The 21,244-nt window shown below is 74.5% G+C and carries 22 protein-coding genes and 1 pseudogene; 8 read left to right on the top strand and 15 right to left on the bottom strand.

Annotated features, from left to right (window positions below):
- Both E4P43_RS15620 and E4P43_RS15615 read left to right on the top strand, forming a co-directional pair.
- A pseudogene (locus E4P43_RS15620) lies at positions 1-211 on the top strand (hypothetical protein); the annotation flags it as partial.
- Positions 212-223: 12 nt separating this feature from the next.
- Positions 224-673, top strand: coding sequence for a ferritin-like domain-containing protein (locus E4P43_RS15615; protein ID WP_135146382.1), 450 nt, complete (start codon positions 224-226; stop codon positions 671-673).
- 10 nt (positions 674-683) lie between these two features.
- Here the strand turns inward: E4P43_RS15615 and E4P43_RS15610 are convergent, their stop codons facing one another.
- Genes E4P43_RS15610 through E4P43_RS15595 form a run of 4 tightly spaced genes read right to left on the bottom strand, consistent with a single transcriptional unit; the run spans position 684 to position 5,606 of the window.
- Positions 684-2,576 carry a penicillin-binding transpeptidase domain-containing protein gene (locus E4P43_RS15610; protein ID WP_245159166.1) on the bottom strand — a complete coding sequence of 631 codons (1,893 nt, stop codon included), beginning with the start codon at positions 2,574-2,576 and terminating at the stop codon, positions 684-686.
- Between the two features lie 31 nt (positions 2,577-2,607).
- On the bottom strand, positions 2,608-3,459 hold the full coding sequence (locus tag E4P43_RS15605; protein WP_135146381.1) for a DUF4081 domain-containing GNAT family N-acetyltransferase: 852 nt from the start codon (positions 3,457-3,459) through the stop codon (positions 2,608-2,610).
- 2 nt (positions 3,460-3,461) lie between these two features.
- Positions 3,462-4,622 (bottom strand): flavodoxin-dependent (E)-4-hydroxy-3-methylbut-2-enyl-diphosphate synthase, encoded by a 1,161-nt coding sequence (gene ispG, locus E4P43_RS15600; protein ID WP_209313906.1) that lies wholly within the window; start codon positions 4,620-4,622, stop codon positions 3,462-3,464.
- 48 nt (positions 4,623-4,670) lie between these two features.
- The gene (locus E4P43_RS15595) at positions 4,671-5,606 is read right to left on the bottom strand and encodes a LysR family transcriptional regulator (RefSeq protein WP_245159165.1); all 936 of its coding nucleotides are present in this window, start codon (positions 5,604-5,606) and stop codon (positions 4,671-4,673) included.
- Positions 5,607-5,678: 72 nt separating this feature from the next.
- On the opposite strand from E4P43_RS15595, the gene E4P43_RS15590 reads away from it, so the two are divergent.
- A complete protein-coding gene (locus tag E4P43_RS15590) occupies positions 5,679-6,620 on the top strand; it encodes an EamA family transporter (protein ID WP_135146380.1) in 942 nt (313 codons plus the stop codon).
- On the opposite strand, the gene E4P43_RS15585 is transcribed toward E4P43_RS15590, so the two are convergent.
- Together E4P43_RS15585 and dxr are read right to left on the bottom strand one after the other, a co-directional pair.
- A complete protein-coding gene (locus tag E4P43_RS15585) occupies positions 6,539-7,954 on the bottom strand; it encodes a M50 family metallopeptidase (protein ID WP_280791014.1) in 1,416 nt (471 codons plus the stop codon). The two genes, E4P43_RS15590 and E4P43_RS15585, sit on opposite strands and share 82 nt — an antisense overlap.
- A complete protein-coding gene (dxr, locus tag E4P43_RS15580; RefSeq protein WP_135146378.1) occupies positions 7,912-9,108 on the bottom strand; it encodes a 1-deoxy-D-xylulose-5-phosphate reductoisomerase in 1,197 nt (398 codons plus the stop codon). Before dxr ends, E4P43_RS15585 begins: the two co-directional genes overlap by 43 nt.
- Positions 9,109-9,184: 76 nt before the next feature.
- Here dxr and E4P43_RS15575 point away from each other — a divergent pair, with 76 nt between their 5' ends.
- From E4P43_RS15575 to E4P43_RS15565, 3 genes are all read left to right on the top strand, one after another.
- Entirely contained in the window at positions 9,185-9,508 is a 324-nt protein-coding gene (locus E4P43_RS15575) for a DUF2631 domain-containing protein (RefSeq protein WP_245159164.1), read from the top strand.
- Positions 9,509-9,803: 295 nt separating this feature from the next.
- Positions 9,804-10,685 (top strand): hypothetical protein, encoded by an 882-nt coding sequence (locus E4P43_RS15570; protein ID WP_135146376.1) that lies wholly within the window; start codon positions 9,804-9,806, stop codon positions 10,683-10,685.
- A 74-nt stretch (positions 10,686-10,759) separates the two neighbouring features.
- On the top strand, positions 10,760-11,665 hold the full coding sequence (locus tag E4P43_RS15565) for an LCP family protein (RefSeq protein WP_245159163.1): 906 nt from the start codon (positions 10,760-10,762) through the stop codon (positions 11,663-11,665).
- Here E4P43_RS15565 and E4P43_RS15560 read toward each other — a convergent pair.
- Both E4P43_RS15560 and rlmN read right to left on the bottom strand, forming a co-directional pair.
- Positions 11,658-12,383, bottom strand: coding sequence for a VIT1/CCC1 transporter family protein (locus tag E4P43_RS15560; RefSeq protein WP_135146374.1), 726 nt, complete (start codon positions 12,381-12,383; stop codon positions 11,658-11,660). The two genes, E4P43_RS15565 and E4P43_RS15560, sit on opposite strands and share 8 nt — an antisense overlap.
- On the bottom strand, positions 12,380-13,567 hold the full coding sequence (gene rlmN / locus E4P43_RS15555; protein WP_135146373.1) for a 23S rRNA (adenine(2503)-C(2))-methyltransferase RlmN: 1,188 nt from the start codon (positions 13,565-13,567) through the stop codon (positions 12,380-12,382). The genes E4P43_RS15560 and rlmN overlap by 4 nt, the downstream gene beginning before the upstream one ends.
- A 93-nt stretch (positions 13,568-13,660) precedes the next feature.
- On the opposite strand from rlmN, the gene E4P43_RS15550 reads away from it, so the two are divergent.
- The gene (locus E4P43_RS15550; protein WP_135146372.1) at positions 13,661-14,425 is read left to right on the top strand and encodes a UDP-galactose-lipid carrier transferase; all 765 of its coding nucleotides are present in this window, start codon (positions 13,661-13,663) and stop codon (positions 14,423-14,425) included.
- Here the strand turns inward: E4P43_RS15550 and E4P43_RS15545 are convergent.
- The 3 genes from E4P43_RS15545 to E4P43_RS15535 are packed head-to-tail and all read right to left on the bottom strand — an operon-like array spanning position 14,422 to position 16,669.
- On the bottom strand, positions 14,422-15,042 hold the full coding sequence (locus E4P43_RS15545; RefSeq protein WP_135146371.1) for a GyrI-like domain-containing protein: 621 nt from the start codon (positions 15,040-15,042) through the stop codon (positions 14,422-14,424). The genes E4P43_RS15550 and E4P43_RS15545 overlap by 4 nt on opposite strands.
- Positions 15,039-15,686, bottom strand: coding sequence for an RNA methyltransferase (locus E4P43_RS15540; protein ID WP_135146370.1), 648 nt, complete (start codon positions 15,684-15,686; stop codon positions 15,039-15,041). The genes E4P43_RS15545 and E4P43_RS15540 overlap by 4 nt, the downstream gene beginning before the upstream one ends.
- The gene (locus E4P43_RS15535; RefSeq protein ID WP_135146369.1) at positions 15,683-16,669 is read right to left on the bottom strand and encodes a DUF2332 domain-containing protein; all 987 of its coding nucleotides are present in this window, start codon (positions 16,667-16,669) and stop codon (positions 15,683-15,685) included. The genes E4P43_RS15540 and E4P43_RS15535 overlap by 4 nt, the downstream gene beginning before the upstream one ends.
- A 17-nt stretch (positions 16,670-16,686) precedes the next feature.
- Here E4P43_RS15535 and E4P43_RS15530 point away from each other — a divergent pair, with 17 nt between their 5' ends.
- Entirely contained in the window at positions 16,687-17,784 is a 1,098-nt protein-coding gene (locus tag E4P43_RS15530) for a GNAT family N-acetyltransferase (protein ID WP_135146368.1), read from the top strand.
- A gap of 10 nt (positions 17,785-17,794) precedes the next feature.
- On the opposite strand, the gene E4P43_RS15525 is transcribed toward E4P43_RS15530, so the two are convergent.
- The 4 genes from E4P43_RS15525 to tsf form a co-directional block, all read right to left on the bottom strand.
- A complete protein-coding gene (locus tag E4P43_RS15525) occupies positions 17,795-18,877 on the bottom strand; it encodes a phosphatidate cytidylyltransferase (RefSeq protein WP_135146367.1) in 1,083 nt (360 codons plus the stop codon).
- 22 nt (positions 18,878-18,899) lie between these two features.
- Positions 18,900-19,457, bottom strand: a complete 558-nt coding sequence (gene frr, locus E4P43_RS15520; RefSeq protein ID WP_135146366.1) for a ribosome recycling factor — start codon at positions 19,455-19,457, stop codon at positions 18,900-18,902.
- 68 nt (positions 19,458-19,525) lie between these two features.
- Positions 19,526-20,272, bottom strand: coding sequence for a UMP kinase (gene pyrH / locus E4P43_RS15515; protein WP_167759208.1), 747 nt, complete (start codon positions 20,270-20,272; stop codon positions 19,526-19,528).
- Positions 20,273-20,395: 123 nt separating this feature from the next.
- Positions 20,396-21,211, bottom strand: a complete 816-nt coding sequence (gene tsf, locus E4P43_RS15510) for a translation elongation factor Ts (RefSeq protein ID WP_135146364.1) — start codon at positions 21,209-21,211, stop codon at positions 20,396-20,398.
- Positions 21,212-21,244 lie beyond the last annotated feature (33 nt).

Here is a 21,244-nt window from a genome sequence, read left to right as displayed (position 1 = left end):
GTGGACGGAAACCCGGGTGCGTCCTGTCGTACCCGTCCCTCAACATGGGCCGTCCACACCCGGAGGAGGGGCCCAGGCCTGGCTGCGGGCCCAGGTCGCGGTGGCCGCGACGTCGCACGCCGCCGCCTGCCTGGGGCAGACCGGCGCGCGCTCCGCCCTGCTGGGCTCGGTCGCCGCCGGGCTGCGGGGCCACGAGGCACTACTGGCATGAGGGGGCCCGGCGATGGCTGACGACACCACCGACGAGAACGGCGCGCTGGCCGACGTCCTCGCGGCCGAGCACGCGGCGGTCTGGGGCTACGGCGTGGTGGGTGCCGCGCTGGGCCCTGGCCAGCGCCAGCCCGTGTCGGCCGCCGAGAACGCGCACCGCGACGTGCGCGACCGGCTCACCGCGCTGCTCACCGAGCGCGGCGAGGACCCGGCCGGCCCCGCGGGCGGCTACGCGCTGCCCTTCCCCGTGCTCTCGGCCGTCGACGCCGCGGCGCTCGCCGCCACGCTGGAGGAGGGCGTGACGACGGCCTGGGTGCGGGTCCTCGACCGCGCCGCCGAGCGCACCACCCGGGAGCTGGCGATGGACGCGCTGGGCGCGGCCGAGGTGCGCGCGGTCGGCTGGCGCGCCGCCGCGGGCCAGAGCCCGGCGACGCGCGCCCTCCCGGGGCTGCCCGCCGGCTGACCCCGGCGCCTCAGCGCACCGCGCCGAGGAAGGCGTCGGTGACGGCGACGGCCGCGCTGCTGGACTGACCGCCCTCGACGAGGACGGCGAAGGCCAGGTCGCCGCCGGCGCCGCCCAGCCGGTAGCCGACGAACCAGCCGTGGGAGTCCGGCGGGGTGTTGCTGCCGTACTCGGCGGTGCCCGTCTTGCCGAAGACCTCGCCGCGGTCGGCCAGCGCCGTCGCCGTCCCGGAGAGCACGACCTGGCGCATCATCGGGCGCAGCGCCTCGAGGACCTCGGCGGAGGGGCCGGCCGGCGCCGCGCCGGCCGGCTCGCCGCCCACGACCTCGACGGGTGCGGCCGGCGTCCCGCTGGCGATGCCCGCGGCGACGAGCGCCATCTGGGCGGGGCTCATGAGCACCTGGCCCTGGCCGATCGCGTTGGCCGCCTTGGTGGTGCCGGTGCTGTCCGACGGCACCTTCCCGCCGAAGACGTCGACCGGCAGCTGCCAGTCGGTGCCGACGCCGTAGGCGGCCGCCGCCTCGGCGAGGGCGGCGTCGGGGAGCTCGAGCCCCTGCTGGATGAAGGTCGTGTTGCACGACTGCGCGAAGGCCTCGGTGAAGGGCACGGTGCCGAGGTCGAACTGGTCCTGGTTCTCGAACTCGCGGCCGTCGACGACCGTGGTCCCCGGGCAGGGCACCGCGGTCGAGGGCGTCAGCGCGCCGGACGACAGGAGCGCCGTCGCGGTGATCGCCTTCATGCTGGAGCCGGGCGGGAACTGCCCGGTCAGCGCGTTGCCGGCGTCGGCGATCTCGTTGGAGGACACCGCCAGGATCTCGCCGGTCCCGGGCCGCACGACCACGAGGTGCGTGGGCCGGGACTCCCCCGCCACGGCGGCGTCGGCGGCCTCCTGGATGCTGCGCACCAGCGGCGTCCGCACCGGCTCGCCCGGCACCGGCTCCACGGCGGCGATCTCCCGTCCGGCGTCGGCGGTGCCCTCGTCGGTGCTCACCACCGAGACGGTGAAGCCGGCCGTGCCGGTGAGCTGCTCCTGCAGGGCGCGCTGCAGGCCGGAGAGGCCGACCTGGTCGCCGGCCGCGTACCGCGCGACGCCGTCGTCGGCCGACTCCTCGATGATCTCGGCGGTCGCCGCGCCGACCCGGCCGAGCAGCGCCTCGGCGAAGCGCGGCGAGGGCGCCAGCGGGCGGGTGTCGGTCGGGAACACCGCACCGGGCAGGTCGAAGACCTGCGCCCGGATGGCCTCGAACTGCGGGCGGCGCAGCGAGATGACCGGCACGAACTGGCCCTCGGGCGCGGCCTGCACGTCGGCGACGATCTTGGCCGCGTCGGTCCCGGTGGCCGCGGCCAGCGCCTGGGCCAGCGCCGGGAGGTCGGTCTCCTGCCCCTTGGCGACGCCGACGTTCACGACCTCGGTCTCGGTGAACAGCGGGGCGCCCGCGGCGTCGGTGATGGGCGCGCGCTCGGGCAGGCTCCGGGCCAGCTCCAGGTGCTGCCCCTCCCCCAGCTCCGGGTGCACCATCGCGGGCTCGGCCACGACCTCCCACGCCTCGTCGCCCTCGCGCAGCCGGAGCGTGCCCTCGTACGTCCACTCGGGGGCCGCCGCCAGCGCCCAGCTGGCGGTCCAGCCGACGGTGGCGGTCTCGTCCTCGACGGTGACCTCCCCGAGCTCGGGGCTCAGCGTGGCGCCGGGCAGGTCGGCGGCGGTCTGCTCGAGCAGGGCGGTGGCGGTGCCCGGGTCGGTCGTGGCCCCGGCGGCGGCCTCGGTCTCACCAGCGGCCCAGTCCTCCAGGAACGCCTCGGCGGCGCTGCGCACGTCGTCCTCGCTGCTCCCGGAGCAGCCGGCCAGCAGCGGCGCCGAGAGGAGCAGGGAGGTCAGCAGGATGGGGGCCGGTCGTCTCCGCACAGGGACACACTTGCAGAGTGGCGCGCGCGAGTCAGAACAGCACGCTGGAGTACATCCCGACCTCGCGGAACCCGACTCGGCCGTAGGCGGCCCGGGCGCGGGTGTTGTAGTCGTTCACGTACAGGCTCACGACCGGGGCGATGACGGCCCGCGCGTACTCGACGACGGCGGCCGTGCAGGCGGTGCCGATGCCGCGCCCGCGGTGGGCCGGGGCCACCCACACGCCCTGGACCTGGCACGCCGCGCGCGACACGGCGCCGATCTCGGCCTTGAACAGGACCTCGCCGTCCTCGATCCAGGCCAGGGACCGCCCCGCGCGGATCAGGTCGGCCACCCGCGCCCGGTAGCCGACCCCGCCGTCGGCCCGCAGCGGGCTGACGCCCACCTCCTCGGTGAACATCGCGATCGACGCCGGCAGCAGCGTCTCCAGCTCCTCCGGGCGCACCGGGCGCACGCGGGGCTCGGCGGCCACGGCCGGCGGCCCGTCGATGGCCAGCAGCGGCTGCCGGGGACGGTGGTCGCGGCACGGCCCCCACCACGGCTCGAGCAGCTGCCACAGCGGCGCCACCGAGCTCGCCGGGCCGACGATCGTGCTGCACCGCCGCCCCGCGCGACGCGCGCGCTCGGCGAAGGCCGCAGCCGCGGCGCGCTCCGCGCCGGGGACGGCGAACGGGATCAGGTTGGCACCGGCGAGGCAGACCGCCTCCAGCGACCGGCCGGCCCCGAACCCCCAGAGGGGGGCGCCCAGCGCGACGGGGCCGGTGCCCACGGACTCGACCCGCCCGGCCAGCCAGCACGTGGCGACCGGGTCGGTGGCCAGCAGCTCGGTGACGGCCGGCTCGTCGCTCTCGTCGAGGACGCGCGCGCTCGGCGTGCGGAGCACGGTCAGCTGACGGTGACGACCGGCGGGCCGGAGGGCTCGCCGGCGTCGACGTGCTCACCCGCGATCCGCAGGGCCTCCTCGATGAGCGTCTCGACGATCTGCGACTCCGGGACGGTCTTGACGACCTCGCCCTTGACGAAGATCTGGCCCTTGCCGTTGCCGGAGGCGACGCCGAGGTCGGCCTCGCGGGCCTCGCCCGGCCCGTTGACGACGCAGCCCATGACGGCCACGCGCAGCGGCACCTCCATGCCCTCGAGACCGGCGGTGACCTCGTTGGCCAGCTTGTAGACGTCGACCTGGGCGCGGCCGCACGACGGGCAGCTGACGATCTCCAGGCCACGCTGCTTGAGGTTCAGCGACTCCAGGATCTGGCTGCCGACCTTGACCTCCTCGACCGGCGGCGCCGAGAGGGAGACGCGGATCGTGTCGCCGATGCCCTGGCTGAGCAGGGCGCCGAAGGCGACGGCGGACTTGATCGTGCCCTGGAACGCCGGGCCGGCCTCGGTGACGCCGAGGTGCAGCGGGTAGTCGCACTGCTCGGCCAGCAGCTCGTAGGCGCGGACCATGACCACCGGGTCGTTGTGCTTGACCGAGATCTTGATGTCGCGGAAGTCGTGCTCCTCGAACAGCGAGCACTCCCAGAGCGCGGACTCCACCAGCGCCTCGGGGGTGGCCTTGCCGTACTTGGCCAGCAGCCGCTTGTCGAGGGACCCGGCGTTGACGCCGATGCGGATCGGGGTGCCGGCGTACTTGGCGGCCCGGGCGATCTCGCCGACCTTGTCGTCGAACTTCTTGATGTTGCCGGGGTTCACGCGGACGGCGGCGCAGCCGGCGTCGATCGCGGCGAACACGTACCGCGGCTGGAAGTGGATGTCGGCGATGACCGGGATCTGCGCCTTCTTGGCGATGATCGGCAGCGCCTCGACGTCGTCGGTGTCCGGCACCGCGACGCGCACGATCTGGCAGCCCGACGCGGTCAGCTCGGCGATCTGCTGGAGGGTCGCGTTGATGTCCGCGGTCTTGGTGGTGCACATCGACTGGACGCTCACGGGGTGGTCGCTGCCGACGCCGACGCCACCGACGTCCAGCTGACGGGTCTTCCGCCGCGGAGCGAGGACGGGCGGGGGCGCAGCGGGCATGCCGAGGCCGACGGGGATCGCCATGCCGCCCAGTATCCACCGGCCCGCCACGCACGAGGTGTGCGCGTGATCTCAGGCGAAGGAGGCGGCCTCGGCGACCAGGGCGTCGACGACCACCTGCACCGACCGGCGAGCGGCCCGGTCGGGGCGCATCAGCGCCTCGACCACCCGGCCCGCCCGCAGGTCGGCCAGCGGCACCAGCGCCAGCCGCCCTTCCGCTCGCTCCAGGGTCGTGTGGCGCGGCAGCAGCGCGATGCCGTGCCCCCGGGCGACCAGCTTCTCGGTCAGGGGCAGGTGGGTCGTCCGGCGCACGATGCGCACCGGCGCGCGCGCCGAGGCCGCGAGTGCGGTCAGCACCCGGTCGATGGGGAACTCGGCCGGCGGGACGATCCAGTCCTCGTCGATCACGTCGGCCGGGGTGACGCGGTCCCGGCCGGCGAGCGGGTGGTCCAGCGGCAACGCGACGTCGAGCGGCTCGCGGAGCAGCAGGCGGACCTCGACACCCGGGCGCGGTGGCGGCACGACGTCGTCGGAGCGGTGGGCGACGACGACGTCGTAGTCGGCGGTGAGGCCCGCGAACTCGTCCTGCAGGACGTCCTCGTCGAAGGTCTCGAGGTGGACGTCGGGGTGCTCGGCCATGCGCTCGAGGAGACCAGGGACGAGCAGCTCGCCGGCCGAGTGGAACGTGGCCAGCCGGACGGTTCCGCCGACCCCGCCGCGGTAGCGCTGCCAGTCGGCCTCCGCGGTGGCGAGCGCGGTGGAGACGGTCGCCGCGATGCCGGCCAGCGCCCGGCCCGCGTCGGTCAGCCGCACCCCGCGGCCGGCCCGCTGGACCAGCACGACGCCGAGCCGCCGCTGCAGCACCTTGATCTGCTGGGAGACCGCCGAGGGTGACAGCGACGTGGCGCGCGCCACCGCGGTCACCGAGCCTCGCTCGGCCAGTTCGCGGAGGACGGCCAGGTGGGCGACGTCCACCCGCCGCCACAGGTCATGCCCGTCGTCGATCATGAAGAGACGCCACAAGGTCAGTACGTCAGAACGCGCTTGTGCTTCATCGGAGTCGGGCACGAGGGTCGACGGATGCCGCTGCGCGACCGCCTGCTCGCCTGCCTCGTCGCCGTCTGCTGGGGAGTCAACTTCCCCGCCACGGCGCTGGCTCTCGAGCACTTCCCGCCGCTGTTCATGGTCGCGCTGCGGTTCGCCCTCGTAGCACTGCCCGCACTGCTCCTCGTGCCCCGCCCGCCGGTGCCGCTGCGCTGGCTCATCGGCGTCGGCCTGGGCATCGGCATCCTGCAGTTCGCCTTCCTCTACCTGGGGATGGCCGTTGGGATGCCCAGCGGCCTCGCCTCGCTCGTGCTCCAGGCCTCGGCACCGTTCACCGTCCTGCTCGGCGGCGTCTGGCTGCGCGAGAAGCTCTCGGGACGGCAGCTCACCGGCGTCGTCCTGGCCGTCGCGGGGTTGGCCGTCATCGCCGTCCACCGCTCCCAGGCTGCGGCGTGGCTGCCCGTGGTCCTCACTCTCTGCGGAGCGCTCGGCTGGGCCTTCGGCAACGTCTGCAGCCGGCAGGCCAAGGCTCCCAACGGCCTGCACCTCACGCTCTGGACGGCGGCCGTGCCACCCCTGCCGATGCTGGCACTGGCCCTGCTCGTCGAAGGCCCCGAGCGCATCGGCCGGTCGCTCGCCGACTCCCTCACCGCCGAGGCGCTGCCGGCGGTCCTCGGGCTGCTCTACGTGGTCGTCGTCGCCACGCTCGTCGGGTACGGGCTCTGGAACTCGCTGCTGTCTCGGCACCCCTCGAACGTGGTGGCGCCGTTCTCGATGCTCGTGCCGGTGGTGGGGGTCCTCGCCTCGTGGCTGGCCTTCGGGGAGGTCCTCGACGCGGTGGAGCTGACGGCGGGTGCCCTCGTGGTGGCCGGCGTGCTGTTCGGCTCGCGGCCGGGTCAGCCGAAGCGGACCGGGTTGACGACGTCGGCGACGAGCAGCAGCAGCGACAGGGTGAGGAAGAGGCCGGCGACGGCGTAGGCCACCGGCATCAGGCGGGCGATGTCGAACGGCCCGGGGTCCGGCCGGCCGCGCAGCCGGGCGACGGTGGAGCGGGCCTTCTCGTAGAGCGCGCCGGCCACGTGCCCGCCGTCGAGCGGGTAGATCGGCAGCAGGTTGAACAGGAACAGCACCATGTTCATCCCCGCCAGCAGGGAGATGAAGTAGCCGATCTTCTCCCCGGCGGAGAACTGCTCGTAGGCGAAGACGTCCCCCGAGATCCGGCTGACCCCGACCACCCCGATCGGGCCCATCGGGTCGCGCTCCTCGCCCAGGAAGGTGGCCCGGAACAGCTGCGGGATGCGCTCGGGGATCTCGGCGAGCCGCTGCACCGAGGTGACCACGATCGACCCCAGCTCGCCGGGCACCTCGCCGAACGTCCGGGGCACCTGCCGGTCGGCGGGGCTGATCCCGACGAAGCCGACCACACCGGTCTTCTCGCTGTCCTCGGGGTCGAGGTAGGCGAGGTTCTCGGTGGGCGTGACCGTCAGCTCCCGCTCCTGCCCGTCGCGCTCGACGGTGAGCACCAGCGGCTCCCCCGCGCTCACCCGGATGGCGTCCTGGACCTCGTCCCAGCCGGTGGTCGGCTCCTGGGACACCGGGTCGCCGTCGATGGCCAGGATGGTGTCGCCGGCGCGCAGCCCCGCCTGTGCGGCCGGGCTCCGGACGGGCAGCGCGCAGTCGACGGCGCCCTCCTCGCAGCGCTGGCCCTGCGGCGTGATCGGGATCGAGCAGGGGTCCTTCGCGTTGGCGGTGGCCGCGCCGGCGGGCAGGACGCAGTCGTTGACGCGGGAGACGGTGGTGGTGATCTCGGGCAGCCCGAAGGCGGTGAGAAAGATCGTGAAGAAGACGACGGCCAGCACGAGGTTGTGGAAGGGGCCGGCGAACATCACGATGACCCGCTGCCACCAGGGCTTCTTGTAGAAGACGCGGTCGCGGTCGCTGGGCAGGACGTCGTCGAGGGCCTGGCCGCGGACCTCGGCGATGAAGCTGCGCATGCGGGTGGCCCGCTTGCTCTCGTTCTCCTCTGCCGGCGGGATCATGCCGACGATGCGGATGTAGCCGCCCAGCGGCACGGCCTTGATGCCGTACTCGGTCTCGCCGCGGCGCCTGGAGAAGATGGTCGGCCCGAAGCCGACCATGAACTGCGGGACGCGCATGCCGAACTTCCGCGCCCACCAGAAGTGGCCGGCCTCGTGGAAGGCGATGGAGAACATCAGGCCGAGCGCGAACAGGACGATCCCGAGGACCGTCAGCAGGATCCCGCTCAGCTTCAGCCTCCTGCGATGACACCCCGGGCGTGCTCCCGGGCCCACTTCTCCGCCGCCAGGACGTCGTCGACGCCGGAGGGGGCGCCGAGGTCCGGCGCGGCGTCGAGGGTACGCGCGACGAGGTCCACGATCCCTGTGAACGACAGGCGACCCGCCACGAACGCCGCGACGGCCTCCTCGTTCGCGGCGTTGTACATCGCGGGCACGACACCGCCCGCCTCGCCGGCCGAGCGGGCCAGCCCGACGGCGGGAAAGGCGTCGGGGTCCAGCGGCAGGAACTCCCAGGTGCTCGCCGTCGACCAGTCCAGCGCCGGCTGCACGTGCGGGAGCCGGTCCGGCCAGGCCAGGGCGAGGGCGATGGGCAGCCGCATGTCCGGCGGGCTGGCCTGGGCGATGGTGGCGCCGTCGGCGAAGGTGACCATCGAGTGCACGATCGACTGCGGGTGGACGACGACGTCGATGTCGGCGAACGGGACGCCGAAGAGCAGGTGAGCCTCGATCAGCTCGAGGCCCTTGTTGACCAGGGTCGCGGAGTTGATGGTGACGACCGGCCCCATGGCCCAGGTCGGGTGCGCCAGCGCCTGCTCGAGGGTGACGTCGGCGAGCTCTGCCCGGGTGCGCCCGCGGAACGGGCCACCGCTGGCGGTCAGCACCAGCCGCGAGACCTCGTGCCGGGCGCCGCCGCGCAGGCACTGGGCGATCGCCGAGTGCTCGGAGTCGACCGGGACGAGCTGCCCGGGCGCGGCCGCGGCCCGCACGAGGTCGCCGCCCGCGACCAGGGACTCCTTGTTGGCCAGCGCGACGGTGCGGCCGGCCCTGAGCGCGGACAGCGTGGGACCCAGGCCGATGGAGCCGGTGATCCCGTTGAGGACGACGTCGGCGGGCCGGGCGGCGAGCTCCTCGGCCGCCCGCGGGCCGGCCAGGATCTCCGGCAGCGCGTACTCGCCCTTGTTCCAGCCGCGCTGGGAGGCGGCGGCGTAGAAGGCCAGCTGCAGGTCCTGGGCAGCGGTGGCCTTCGCGACGGCGACGGTGCGCACGCCCAGCGACAGGGCCTGCTCCGCGAGCGTCGCGACGTCGCCGCCACCGGCGGCCAGGCCGGTGATGCGCACGCGGTCGGGGTTCTGCCGGGCGACCGCGACCGCCTGCGTGCCGATGGACCCGGTGGAGCCGAGCAGGGTGACCTCACGCGGTTCGCTCACGCCCGCATCCTCCCCGACCCGCCGGTCGCACCCACCTCGGAGGGTGTCCCGGCCCGGCTCCTGCCAGAATGTCCCCGTGACCGAGGGAACCCAGCACAGCCGCGTCGCGCTCGACAACTCCGCCACGTCGCGGGTGAACCAGCCCGGGCGCGAGGAAGCAGTCGTCCGCGCCGGATCGCACCCCGTCGAGCACGAGAGCCCGGCGGACTGGGGCTGGCACGGCGAGACCGGCAAGTGGGGTCAGATCGGCGGCTGGCTCACCACGCTGATCATCCTGTCGTACCTGATCGGCAACCACGAGGGCCGGGTGGAGGACCTCTGGCTCTACGCCATCGCGGGGCTGATGGCTCTCATCCTGATCTGGGACCTCCGCCGCAAGAAGACCGCCTGGCGCCGCTGACCGGCGCACGCCGACCTGCCGGAGGGCCGGTTCCCCGCACGGGGGACCGGCCCTCCGTCGTCCTCCGGGCCGCTCGTGCCGGGCATGGAGGCACCCCGGTCGGGCACCGAGAGCCGTCGGCTCAGCAGGATGCACAAGCTCAGACCAGCACCAGGCGACGGACTTGGCTGATATCGCCTGCAATTCGTGGGATTATTGTGGCGACCTGCCCGCGCACCGGCCACGAAAGCGGTCCGCTATCGGTAGAAATTGCTCATCCGGTACCCCGCCGGTCCCTCATCTCCGGAGCGTCCCGATGTCCCGCTCGTCCTACACCCGTGTCGCCGCCGCGTCCGGCCTGACCCTCGGCCTGACCCTCGTGGGCGTGGCGCTCGCCCCGGCCGCCCTGGCTGCGCCGGCCGCCCCCGTCGTCACGCCCGCGTCCGTGGTCACCGGCCCTGCCACGACCGTCACCATCAGCGGTACCGGTTGTTCGCTCCCCGGCACCGGCATCCCCACCGTGGTCTCGGCCGGCGTGAGCTTCGGGGAGATGGGCAACGGGGGCTCCGCCGAGCCCGACGCCTACGGCACCTGGTCGATCGCCGTCGAGCTCCCGGCCGGCCTGCCCGCCGGCAGCTACCCGGTCATGGCCATGTGCGGCACCTACTACGGGGACGACGTCTTCACCTACGCCGCGCAGTCCGTCACGGTCACCGCCCCGGCCCAGGCCCCGGTAGCGCCCAAGGCCGCGACCGTGACCAAGGACGCCAAGGGCGCCGTCGTCGTCACCGCCGAGCCCGGCCAGTCGCTCACGCCCGACGCACCGGCGAAGGTCGGCGAGCGCCGCACGCTCCGCCTCACCGGGTACACCCCCGGCGAGAAGGTGAAGCTCGTCCTCCACTCGACCCCGCGCACGATCGGCACCTTCACCGCCGACGCCCAGGGCGTCGTCGTCGCCACCTTCGTCGCGCCCGCCGGCACCCCCGCCGGTGACCACACCCTGAAGGTCACCCGCGCCGACGGCTCCGTGGTCAGCTACCCGGTCACCATCTCGACGCAGAAGCTCACGGCGGCCGAGCTGGCGGCCACCGGCGCCGACGTCACCGTCCCGCTCGTCGGCGGCATCGCGCTGGTCCTGGTGGGCGCCGGCGCCACCTACGCCGCTCGCCGTCGCCCGACGGGGGCTGCGCAGGCCTGAGCATGGCACCTCGCGCCACGGACGCCGGTCGGGAGCTCCCCGGCCGGCGTCCGTGGCGTTCCCGGCTCCGGCCCGTGCGCGTCCGCCTCGCGCTGGCCGCTGCCGTGGTCGTCGCCCTGCTCTGCGCCGACGCCGCGCTGCTGCGGGCGCGGGTGGACCGGCTGGACGTGACCCTGACCGCCGGCGCGGGGACGACCTGGGTGCTGGTGGGCACCGACTCGCGGGCGGCACTGCCGCCCGGGGCGCCGGCCGCGGAGTTCGGGACTGTCGACGACGTCCCCGGGAGCCGGGCCGACGTGGTCCTGGTGGTCCACGAGTCGGCGGCGGGGACCCACGCGTTCTCCGTGCCGCGCGACCTGCTGGTGCCCGAGGGCGCGCTGCCCTCCCGGCTGGCCGTCACCTGGCTCGACGGCCCGCAGGCGACCGTGGACGCGCTGTGCACCGCCGGCATCGCGACCGACCACCTCGTCGCCGTCGACCTGGCCGGCTTCGCCGCCACGGTCGACGCCGCGGGCGGCGTCGACGTCGACGTCGCCGCGCCCGTCCGGGACCCCGCCGCCGGGCTGGAGCTGCGCGCTCCCGGGCGGCAGCGGGTGGACGGCCGGACCGCCCTGGCCCTGGTGCGGTCACGCCACCCCGAGCACCTGGTCGACGGGGCCTGGGTGCCGGCCCCGCTCGACCCCGACGGCCGGGCGGCGACCGCCGGCACGGTGGTCCGTGCGCTGGCCGACGCGGCGGGGCAGGCCACGGCCCGCCCGTGGCGGCTGCAGGCCCTCGCCTGGGCGGGGTCGGGCGCCCTCGCCGTGGACGGGGGCACGTCCCTCGCCGACCTGGCGGCCCTCGCGGGCTCCGGCGTCCCCGAGGTGCAGGTGCTGCCCACCGCCTTCACCGGGGGTGACGGGCTCGTCCGGCCGGTGTCCGAGGAGACCGCCGAGGCGCTCGCGGCGGCGGGCATGTCGTGCGACGGCCGGGTCAGCTGACCGCGACGCCGATCACCGAGCCGACCAGGTAGGTGATCCCGGCCGCGGCCGCCCCGAACAGCAGCTGCCGCAGACCGGCGAACCACCACGCGCGGGGCGTGAAGCGGGCCGAGATCGCCCCTGCCGCGAACAGGCCCACCCCGCCGCAGAGCAGCGCCACCCACAGGAGCGTCGAGCCCAGCAGGAAGGGGAGCAGCGGCACCAGCGCGCCGATGCCGAAGGTCAGGAACGAGGAGACCGCCGCAACCCGTGGGGACGGCTTGTCCTCGGGGTTGAGGCCCAGCTCGGCGACCACGTGCAGCCGCAGCGCCGTCTCCGGGTCCCGGGACAGCTGGACGGCGACCTTGCGGGCCAGCCGGTCGTCCACACCCTGGGACCGGAGCAGCTCGGTCAGCTCGGCGAGCTCGCCGTCCGGGTTGCGGGCCAGCTCGCGCCGCTCCTTCTCGACCTCGAGGTCGAGCTGCTCGTTCTGCGTCTTCACCGACGTGTACTCGCCCAGCGACATGGAGATGGCGCCGGCCACCAGGCTGGCGACACCGGAGAGCACGATCGCCCGGGACGACGCACCGCCACCGCCCACGCCGGCGACCAGCGCGGTGTTGGTGACCAGGCCGTCCATCGCGCCGAAGACGGCGGCCCGCAGCCACCCGCCCGAGACGTCGGCGTGGCTGTGCTCGTGCGCCTCTGCCGTCGAGGGGGACGGGGCGCCGGCGGTCACTCCTGGTCCGCCTCGGCCCCCAGCGGCACCGGCGCCTCCACCGGCTCGACCGCCGGCGAGGCGATCGCGACGCTCGGCACGCCCTCGACCTGGTCGGCGGCGGCCAGCTGCCCGCAGGCGCCGTCGATGTCCTGGCCGCGGGTGTCGCGCACCGTCGTCGGCACCCCGGCCGCCCGCAGCCGGGCGACGAACTCGCGCTGCGCGGGCAGGGGGCTGGCGTCCCACTTGCTGCCCGGCGTCGGGTTGAGCGGGATGAGGTTGACGTGCGCGAGCCGCCCCGCCAGGAGCTTGCCGAGGAGGTCGGCGCGGAAGGGCTGGTCGTTGACGTCGCGGATGAGCGCGTACTCGATGGAGTAGCGGCGGCCGGTCCTCCGCGCGTACGCGTCGGCGGCCTCCACGACCTCGCCGACCTTCCAGCGGGTGTTGATCGGCACGAGGGTGTCGCGCAGCTCGTCGTCCGGGGCGTGCAGGCTGACCGCGAGGGTGACGTTGCGCCCCTCCTCGGTGAGCTTGCGGATCGCGGGCACGAGGCCCACGGTCGAGACGGTGACCGAGCGCTGGGACAGGCCCAGGCCGTGCGGCGCGGGCGTCAGCAGCGCGTCGAGCGTCTTGCGCACGCGGGCGTAGTTGGCCAGCGGCTCCCCCATGCCCATGAAGACGACGTTGGACAGCCGGCCCGGTCCGCCGTCGAGCTCGCCGTTGGCCATCGCCGCCGAGGCCGCGACCGCCTGGCCGATGATCTCGGCGGCCGAGAGGTTCCGGGTCAGCCCCTGCTGCCCGGTGGCGCAGAACGGGCAGGCCATGCCGCAGCCGGCCTGGCTGGAGATGCAGACGGTGGCGCGGTCCGGGTAGCGCATGAGCACGCTCTCGACCAGGGCACCGTCGTGCAGCCGCCACAGCGTCTTGCGGGTGCGCCCGTCGTCGGCGGTCTGGTGCCGCACGACGGTGAGCAGCCCGGGCAGCAGCGCCTCGGTGAGCGTCTCGCGCACCGCCGCGGGGAGGTCGGTCATCTGCGCCGGGTCGGTCACGCCGCGGTAGAAGTGCCGGGCCAGCTGGTCGGCCCGGAAGGCGGGCTGGCCGAGCTCGGACACCGCCGTGCGCGCCTCCTCGCGGGTGAGGTCGGCGAGGTGGCGGGGCGGCATACCGCGGCGGGGGGCGTCGAAGACCAGGGGCAGGGCAGTCATGGCGTCCCCCATGGTCCCACTCCCCCGCGGTGCGGTACCGGTCCGGAGACCGAACTCACGCGGACGGGGTGGATCCCTGGCAAGGTCCGGGGCATGAGCCGGCTCGCCGACGTCGACCTCTCCCTCTCGCTGAGCAAGAAGGAGGGTGAGGAGCAGCTCGCCGCTGCCCAGGAGCGGCTGGTCCACCTGCGGCTGCTCCTGGGCGGGCAGATCGGGCCCGGGGACCTCGGCCCGCCCCTGCTGGTGCTGTTCGAGGGCTGGGACGCCTCGGGCAAGGGCGGGGCGATCCAGCGGCTGGTCGGCGAGCTCGACCCGCGGCACGTGCGGGTCGCCCAGTTCGCCGCCCCCACCCGGGACGAGAAGCGGCACCACTTCCTGTGGCGCTTCTGGCCGGTGCTGCCCGGCTGGGGAGGCATGGCCGTGCTGGACCGCACCTGGTACGGCCGCGTGCTGGTGGAGCGGGTGGAGGGCTTCGCGACCGAGGAGGCCTGGCGGCGGGCCTACGGCGAGATCGCCGACCTGGAGACGTCGCTGGCCGCCGAGGGCACGATCCTGGTCAAGTTCTGGCTGCACGTGTCGCCGGAGGAGCAGCTGCGTCGGTTCGAGAGCCGGCGGGCCGACCCGTACAAGGCCTGGAAGCTCACCGACGAGGACTGGCGGAACCGGGAGAAGCGGGCGGAGTACGAGGCCGCGGTCGAGGAGATGCTCGAGCGCACCCACACCGAGGTCGCCCCGTGGCACGTCGTCCCCGGCGACGACAAGCGGTGGGCACGGGTGGCCGTCGTCCGCACGGTCTGCGAGGCGGTCGAGGCCGCCCTGCGCAGGCGCGGGATCGATCCCGACCCGCCGCTGGCCTAGCCGGTCGCCGGGACGACCGGCTGCCGCAGGATCGTGCGCCGCCTCTCCGGCGCGGTCCGGCGGACGTCGCTCAGGTAGATCTCGTGGTGCCGCCCGGCGAGGCGGAGCCCGTGCTCCGGGACGACTTCCTCGTGCAGCCGCGCGAGCACCTCCGCCTCGTCGTCGAAGGAGCCGACGTGCAGTGTCTGCAGGCAGCTGCCCTCCGACAGCAGCTCCAGGCGGACGTCGCCGGCTCCCGCGGCCCGCGACCTGACCCGCTCCACCGCGCGGGGGACCATCTCGTCCCCGACCCACTCCGGGACCAGCAGCATCAGGGTCCAGCTCCACCGGGACTTGTCCCGCGCCGCGGTGAAGAGCGCCATGTCCTCGGCCCACCACAGCCCTTCCAGCGGCGGCACGACGTAGTCCCGCCCGAGGTCGGCCCGGCTGGCGAACTTCAGCGCGTAGGCGACCGGGTACAGCTGCTCCAGCGCCCGCGGGAAGGCCGGCGAGGTGTTCGGGTCGCCGTGGCCGTCGACCATCAGGTAGCGGAGGTCCGGGACGTCGACGACGCGGAACTCCCCGCGCCGGGCCCGGTAGGTGTCCAGCGACCGCTTGAGGTCGACCTTCTCCGTCATCGCCCGCCGACCCGTGCGTGCTGCCGGACCCAGGCGTGCATGGCGATGCCGGCGGCCACGCCGGCGTTGATGGAGCGGGTCGACCCGAACTGGGCGATGGAGACGGTCACGGCCGCGCCCGCGCGGGCCTGCTCGGTCAGCCCCGGCCCCTCCTGGCCGAAGAGCAGCACGCACCGCTCCGGCAGCTCCGCCGTCTCGATCGGCACGGCCCCCGGCCCGTTGTCCACCGCGACGACCACGAGGCCCTCGGCGGCGGCGAACCCGAGCAGCTCGTCGACGTCGGCGTGGTGGCGCAGGTGCTGGTACCGGTCGGTGACCATCGCCCCGCGGCGGTTCCAGCGGCGCCGCCCCACGACGTGCACCTCGGCGGCGAGGAAGGCGTTGGCGGTGCGCACGACCGTCCCGATGTTGAGGTCGTGGCCGAAGTTCTCGATCGCGACGTGGAACGGGTGCCGGCGCCGGTCGAGGTCGGCCACGATCGCCTCGACGGTCCAGTAGCGGTAGCGGTCGACGACGTTGCGCCGGTCGCCCTCGGCCAGCAGCTGCGGGTCGTAGCGCGGGTCCTCCGGCCACGGCCCCACCCACGGGCCGACGCCGACCGTCGTCCCCCAGTCGGTGGGCCCGGCCAGGACGTCGTCGCTCACCCCCGGGATGCTCCCAGCCCGCCGTCGAGCCAGTCCAGCCGCCCGCCGTGCGGCGCCGACCGGGCCAGCGGCCGGCCGTCGAGGGAGACGACGAACTCCTCGCCCCAGCCGTCGAGGGGGCGCTCCCCCGTACCCGGGACGGCGCCGGGCGGCTCCTGGGCCAGCCAGCGCACCGGCAGCCCGGTGACCGTCTCGACGAACCGGGCCCGCACGTCGCCGGGGACGTAGGGCAGCAGGGCGGTGTGCATCACCACGACGGTGCTGCCGGGGGCGGCCAGGTCCAACGCGTCGGGCAGCCGTTCGACGAGGTCCCCGCGGAGCAGCGTGGCCGGCTCGCGGGCCGCCACCTCCGCCGCCGCGTCCAGCCGGCGCAGGCGCTCGTCGGCCACCGGTCCGGGCCACACGAGGGCGCGCAGCCAGGCGCGGTCACCGGGGTCGGTCGGGTCCAGGGGGTTGAGGTCGATGCCGATGCGCGCGGCCACCTCCGGCACCGCGTCCGGCACCGGCACGGGGCCCGAGGTCTCCACCCGGATGCGCAGCGCGCCCGGTGGCCCGACCTGCACGCCGTCGTAGTCGTAGCCGTACCGGTCGGGGTAGAGGCACAAACCTGCGGAGGTGCCCACCTCGACCAGCGTCAGCGGGCCGTCCAGCTGCGCCAGGACCGGGAGCAGCGCGCCGCAGCGGGCCGGCTCGTTGGTCTGGGTGGCCCGGGCCAGGACCGTCTCGCGGACGCGGTCGCCGTCCTCGGTGATCCGGCGCTCCAGCTCCACCCCGTCGGCCGGCGCACCGTCGAGCAGCTGCAGGGCGGCGAGGAGCAGGTTGGGCTGACGCTTCCCGGTGGGCAGGCCGGCGAGGAAGCGCAGGACGGGCCGGGACCCGGCGACGTGCTCGGCCAGCCGGGCGTACAGCGGCGAGGTGGGCCGCGCCTCGCCCGCGAACTCGCGGTAGCCCCGGGCGATGCGGTCGAGGTCCTCCTCGGTCATGCGGGCAGGATCGCAGGGTGCAGCCGGACGTGCTCCTCCACCTGATCGAGCCGGCCCCGTGGCGGGAGGCCCTGCGCCGGGGGGCCGTGCGGCCGCTGCCCGAGGTCGGCTTCGTCCACCTGTCGACGCCCGACCAGGTGCACCTGCCCGCCCGGGCCCTCTTCGCCGGCCGGCGGGACGTGGCGCTGCTGGTGGTGGACCCGGCCCGGCTCCCCGCCCCGGTGCGGTTCGAGCCCGGCCGGCCCGAGGACCCGGCGGGGATGCTGTTCCCGCACCTGTACGGGCCGCTGCCCACGAGCGCCGTCGTCGCCGTCGTCCCCTACCGGGTACCGCTGCCGCCGCTCCCCTCCCCCGGCGACGTCCTCGGCCGCGCCGTCGCGTGCTGCGCGTCCCTGCCCGTCCGTCGCGCCGTGGGGGTCGGCGACGTCCCGGGCGGGGTCGCGGTGCTCGACCCGGACCACGTCCGGTCCCAGGACAACAACCGGCTGGTGCTGACCGCACCGGTGGGCGCCGCCACCGTCGACGCGGCGGCCGAGGAGGTCGGCGGCAACGCCGGCTGGCCGCACCGGGCGGCCTGGCTGGCGTGGCCGGGGGCGGAGGGCACCGCCGCAGGCCTGCACGCGCTGGGCTGGGAGACCGAGGAGCTGGTGCTCATGGCCCGGGCCGCCGCACCGGCGCCGGAGGGGGACGTGGACCGGGTGGAGGTGGTCGACCAGCAACAGGTGCACGCCTTCTGGGAGCGGTCCTGGCGGGAGGGGCTGGCCCACCTGGGCCGCGACCTCGACCGGGTGGTCGCCGACCTCGTGGGCCGGGAGCAGCTGAACGACCGGTTCGTGGCGGTCACCGACCTCGTGGTCCGCGAGGAAGGGCAGGTGGTCGCCTCGGCGCAGCTGCGGGTGGACGGCGCGACGGCCGCGGTGGACTCGGTGCTGACCGCCCCCGCGGCACGGGGCCGCGGGCACGCGGATGCGCTCCTGCGACGGGCGCTCCGGCTGGCCGGGGACAGCGGCTGCGACCTGGTGGTGCTCGAGGCAGCCGCCGACGACTGGCCGCGGCACTGGTACGCCCGCCGGGGGTTCGAGGCGGTCGGCCGCACCTGGTTCGCCAGCCGGTGAGGCCCGCGGCTCAGACGGGGGCGAAGACCGAGAGCAGCAGGTAGGACAGCGCCGCGCAGGGCAGCAGCGAGTCCAGCCGGTCCATGATCCCGCCGTGGCCCGGCAGGATCGTGCCCATGTCCTTGATCCCGAGGTCGCGCTTGATCAGCGACTCGGCGAGGTCACCGATGGTGGCGGTGGCGGCGATGGCGACGCCGAAGACCACCCCGGTCCACCACGGGGCGTGGAAGGTGAGCGTGAGGACCAGCGTGCCCAGCAGCACGCACGCCAGCACCGAGCCGGCGAACCCCTCCCAGGACTTCTTGGGGCTGATCGACGGGGCCATCGGGTGCTTGCCGAACAGCACGCCGGCCGCGTACCCGCCGACGTCGCTGCACACGACGGTCGCGATGAAGACCAGGACCCGGGCAGCGCCGTCCTCGGGGACGAGCAGCAGCACGGCGAACCCGGCCAGCAGCGGGACGTAGAGGGCGGTGAGGACGCCGGCCGCCGCGTCGCGCCGGTAGCCGGCGGGACCGTCGGCCAGCCGCCAGGCGACGACGGCCAGGGCGGTCAGGAAGAACCCGGTCATCAGCCCGGTGGGGCCGCGGGTCCAGGCCAGGGCACCCATGGCCACCGTGCCCACGAGCAGCGGCACCAGCGGCGGGTGGAACTGGCCGGCGCGCAGGGCGCGGGTGAGCTCGACGACGGCGACCAGCACCGCGGCGGCGAGCACCGCCAGGAAGGCCGGGCGCCACACCAGCAGCGACGCCACGATGGCGGCGGCGAGGCCGAGGCCGACGCCGATCGCCGCCCGCAGGTCCCGCCCGGCCCGGCCGGTCGCCTTCGCCGCTACCGGGGCGGGCTGCTCCGGCTCCTCGGCGTCCGGGTGCGCGGTGACGAAGGCCGCGGTGTCGTCCGGGAGGACGGCGGTCTCGTTTGCCGCCGGGGTTCCCGGGCGCGGGGGCAGCGGCGGCAGGGGTGGCGCGGGGCGCACGGCCGGCACCGGGCCCGTGTCGCCGTCGGCCGGCCGGGCCCGGCGGGTGCCGAGCCGCGGGAACGGCTCGGCACCCGGGCGGACGGAGCCCGGGCGGTCGGCGGAGGGAGTCGTCATGGACGTGGCAGCCGAGCGGAGGTCAGACCTCGAGCAGCTCGGACTCCTTGTTCTTCATCGCCTCGTCGATCTGGGCGACGTGCTGGGAGGTGAGGTCGTCGAGCTCCTTCTCCGCGCGGCGCACGTCGTCCTCGCCGGCCTCGCCGTCCTTGGCGATGCGGTCGAGCTCCTCCTTGGCACGGCGGCGGATGTTGCGGATGGCGACCTTGGCGTCCTCGCCCTTGGCCCGCGCCTGCTTCACCAGGTCGCGACGGCGCTCCTCGGTGAGCTGCGGGAAGACCACGCGGATGATCTGGCCGTCGTTGGACGGGTTGACGCCCAGGTCGCTGTCGCGGATCGCCTTCTCGATGGGCGAGAGCTGGCTCATGTCGTAGGGCTTGATGACCGCCATGCGCGCCTCGGGCACGGTGATCGAGGCCATCTGCGGCACCGGGGTGTAGGCGCCGTAGTAGTCGACCATGATCTTGCTGAACATCGAGGGCGCGGCCCGGCCGGTGCGCACGGAGCCGAGGTCCTCGCGGGCGACCGACAGGGCCTTGTCCATCCGCTCCTCGGCATCGAGCAGGGTGTCGTCGATCACGGGTCTTCCCTCCATCGACGGCGGGACCTCCGCCGTCGTCTCTCTGTTCGTGGGCCAGCCGGTGCAGGTCAGGCGTGGCTGATCAGCGTGCCGATCCTCTCACCTGACGCCGCACGCGCGATGTTGCCGTCCGTCAGCAGGTTGAACACGACGATCGGCATGCGGTTCTCCATCGACAGGCTGATGGCCGTCGCGTCGGCGACCTTCAGCTCGTCGGCGAGGACCTTCGCGTAGTCCAGGTCGGTGTACATCCGGGCGGCCGGGTTGGTGCGCGGGTCGTCGTCGTACACGCCGTCGACGCCGTTCTTGGCCATCAGCAGCACCTGGCAGCCGATCTCCAGGGCGCGCTGGGCGGCGACGGTGTCGGTGGAGAAGTACGGCATGCCGGCTCCGGCGCCGAAGATCACCAGCCGGCCCTTCTCCAGGTGCCGGACCGCCTTGCGCGGGATGTAGGGCTCGGCGACCTGGCCCATCTCGATGGCCGTCTGCACCCGGGTCTCCAGGCCGACCTGCTCGCAGAACGCCTGCAGCGCCAGGGCGTTCATGACCGTGCCCAGCATGCCCATGTAGTCGGCGTGCCGGCGGTCCATGCCCGCCTCGGCGAGCTCGGCCCCGCGGAAGAAGTTGCCACCCCCGACGACGACGGCGACCTGGGTGCCGCCGTGCACGACGTCGGCGAGCTGCCGGGCGATGCTGTGCACGATGCCGGAGTCCACACCGACCTTGCCACCGCCGAAGGCCTCGCCGGAGAGCTTCAGCAGGACGCGCTTGTAGCCGTGCCCGTCGGCCGGCTCGAAGGCGCTGGGTGCGGACAAGGGGGTGGTGGTGTCGGTCAAGGCGTCATCCCTCGTTCGTCATCGTGTCGGTGGTGATCCTGCCGCACAGGGGAACGGCCCCGCTCCCTGATGGGAGCGGGGCCGTTCACCATGCGGTGCTGCCTAGGCCTGGCCGACCTCGAAGCGGGCGAACCGCTCGACGGTCATGCCGGCCTCGTCGACGATCTGCTTGACCGTGCGCTTGGGCTCGGTGATCGACGGCTGCTCGAGCAGGACGAAGTCCTTGTAGAAGGCGTTGACGCGGCCCTCGACGATCTTGCTGATCGCCTGCTCCGGCTTGCCCTCCTCCTTCGCGGTCTGCTCGGCGACGCGGCGCTCGGTCTCGACGGCCTCCGCCGGGACCTCCTCGCGGGTGAGGAAGCGCGGGCGCGCGGCGGCGATGTGCATCGCCAGGCTGCGGGCCGCCTCCTCGCTGCCGCCGGAGTACTGCACGGCGACACCGATGGCCGGGGGCAGGTCGGTGGCGCGCTTGTGCAGGTAGGTGGCGGTGCTGCCCTCGAACGCGGCGAAGCGGGAGAGGACCAGCTTCTCGCCGATGCGGGCGGACTCGCCCTCGACGAGCGCGGCCACGGTCTGCCCGTCGACGTCGCTGCCCAGCAGGGCCTCGGCGTCGGCGGCCTTGTTCGTCAGGCCGATCTCGAGCAGGCGCTCGGCCAGCGCGATGAAGTCGGCGTTCTTGGCGACGAAGTCGGTCTCGCAGTCGAGCTCGAGCAGCGCGCCGTCCTTGCTGACGACGATGCCGTTGGTCGTCGAGCGCTCGAGGCGCTTGCCGACGTCCTTGGCGCCCTTGACGCGCAGCAGCTCGACGGCCTTGTCGTAGTCGCCGTCGGCCTCGGTGAGCGCCTTCTTGCAGTCCATCATGCCGGCGCCGGTGGCGTCGCGAAGACGCTTGACGTCGGCCGCGGTGAAGTCAGCCATGTCACTTCCTCAATGGTCTGTGGGTGGTGCGGA

Source organism: Blastococcus sp. TF02A-35, assembly GCF_004571075.1.
GTDB lineage: Bacteria > Actinomycetota > Actinomycetes > Mycobacteriales > Geodermatophilaceae > Blastococcus.
Note: the sequence above shows the minus strand (reverse complement) of the source record. Positions and strands in the feature narration are given on the sequence as shown.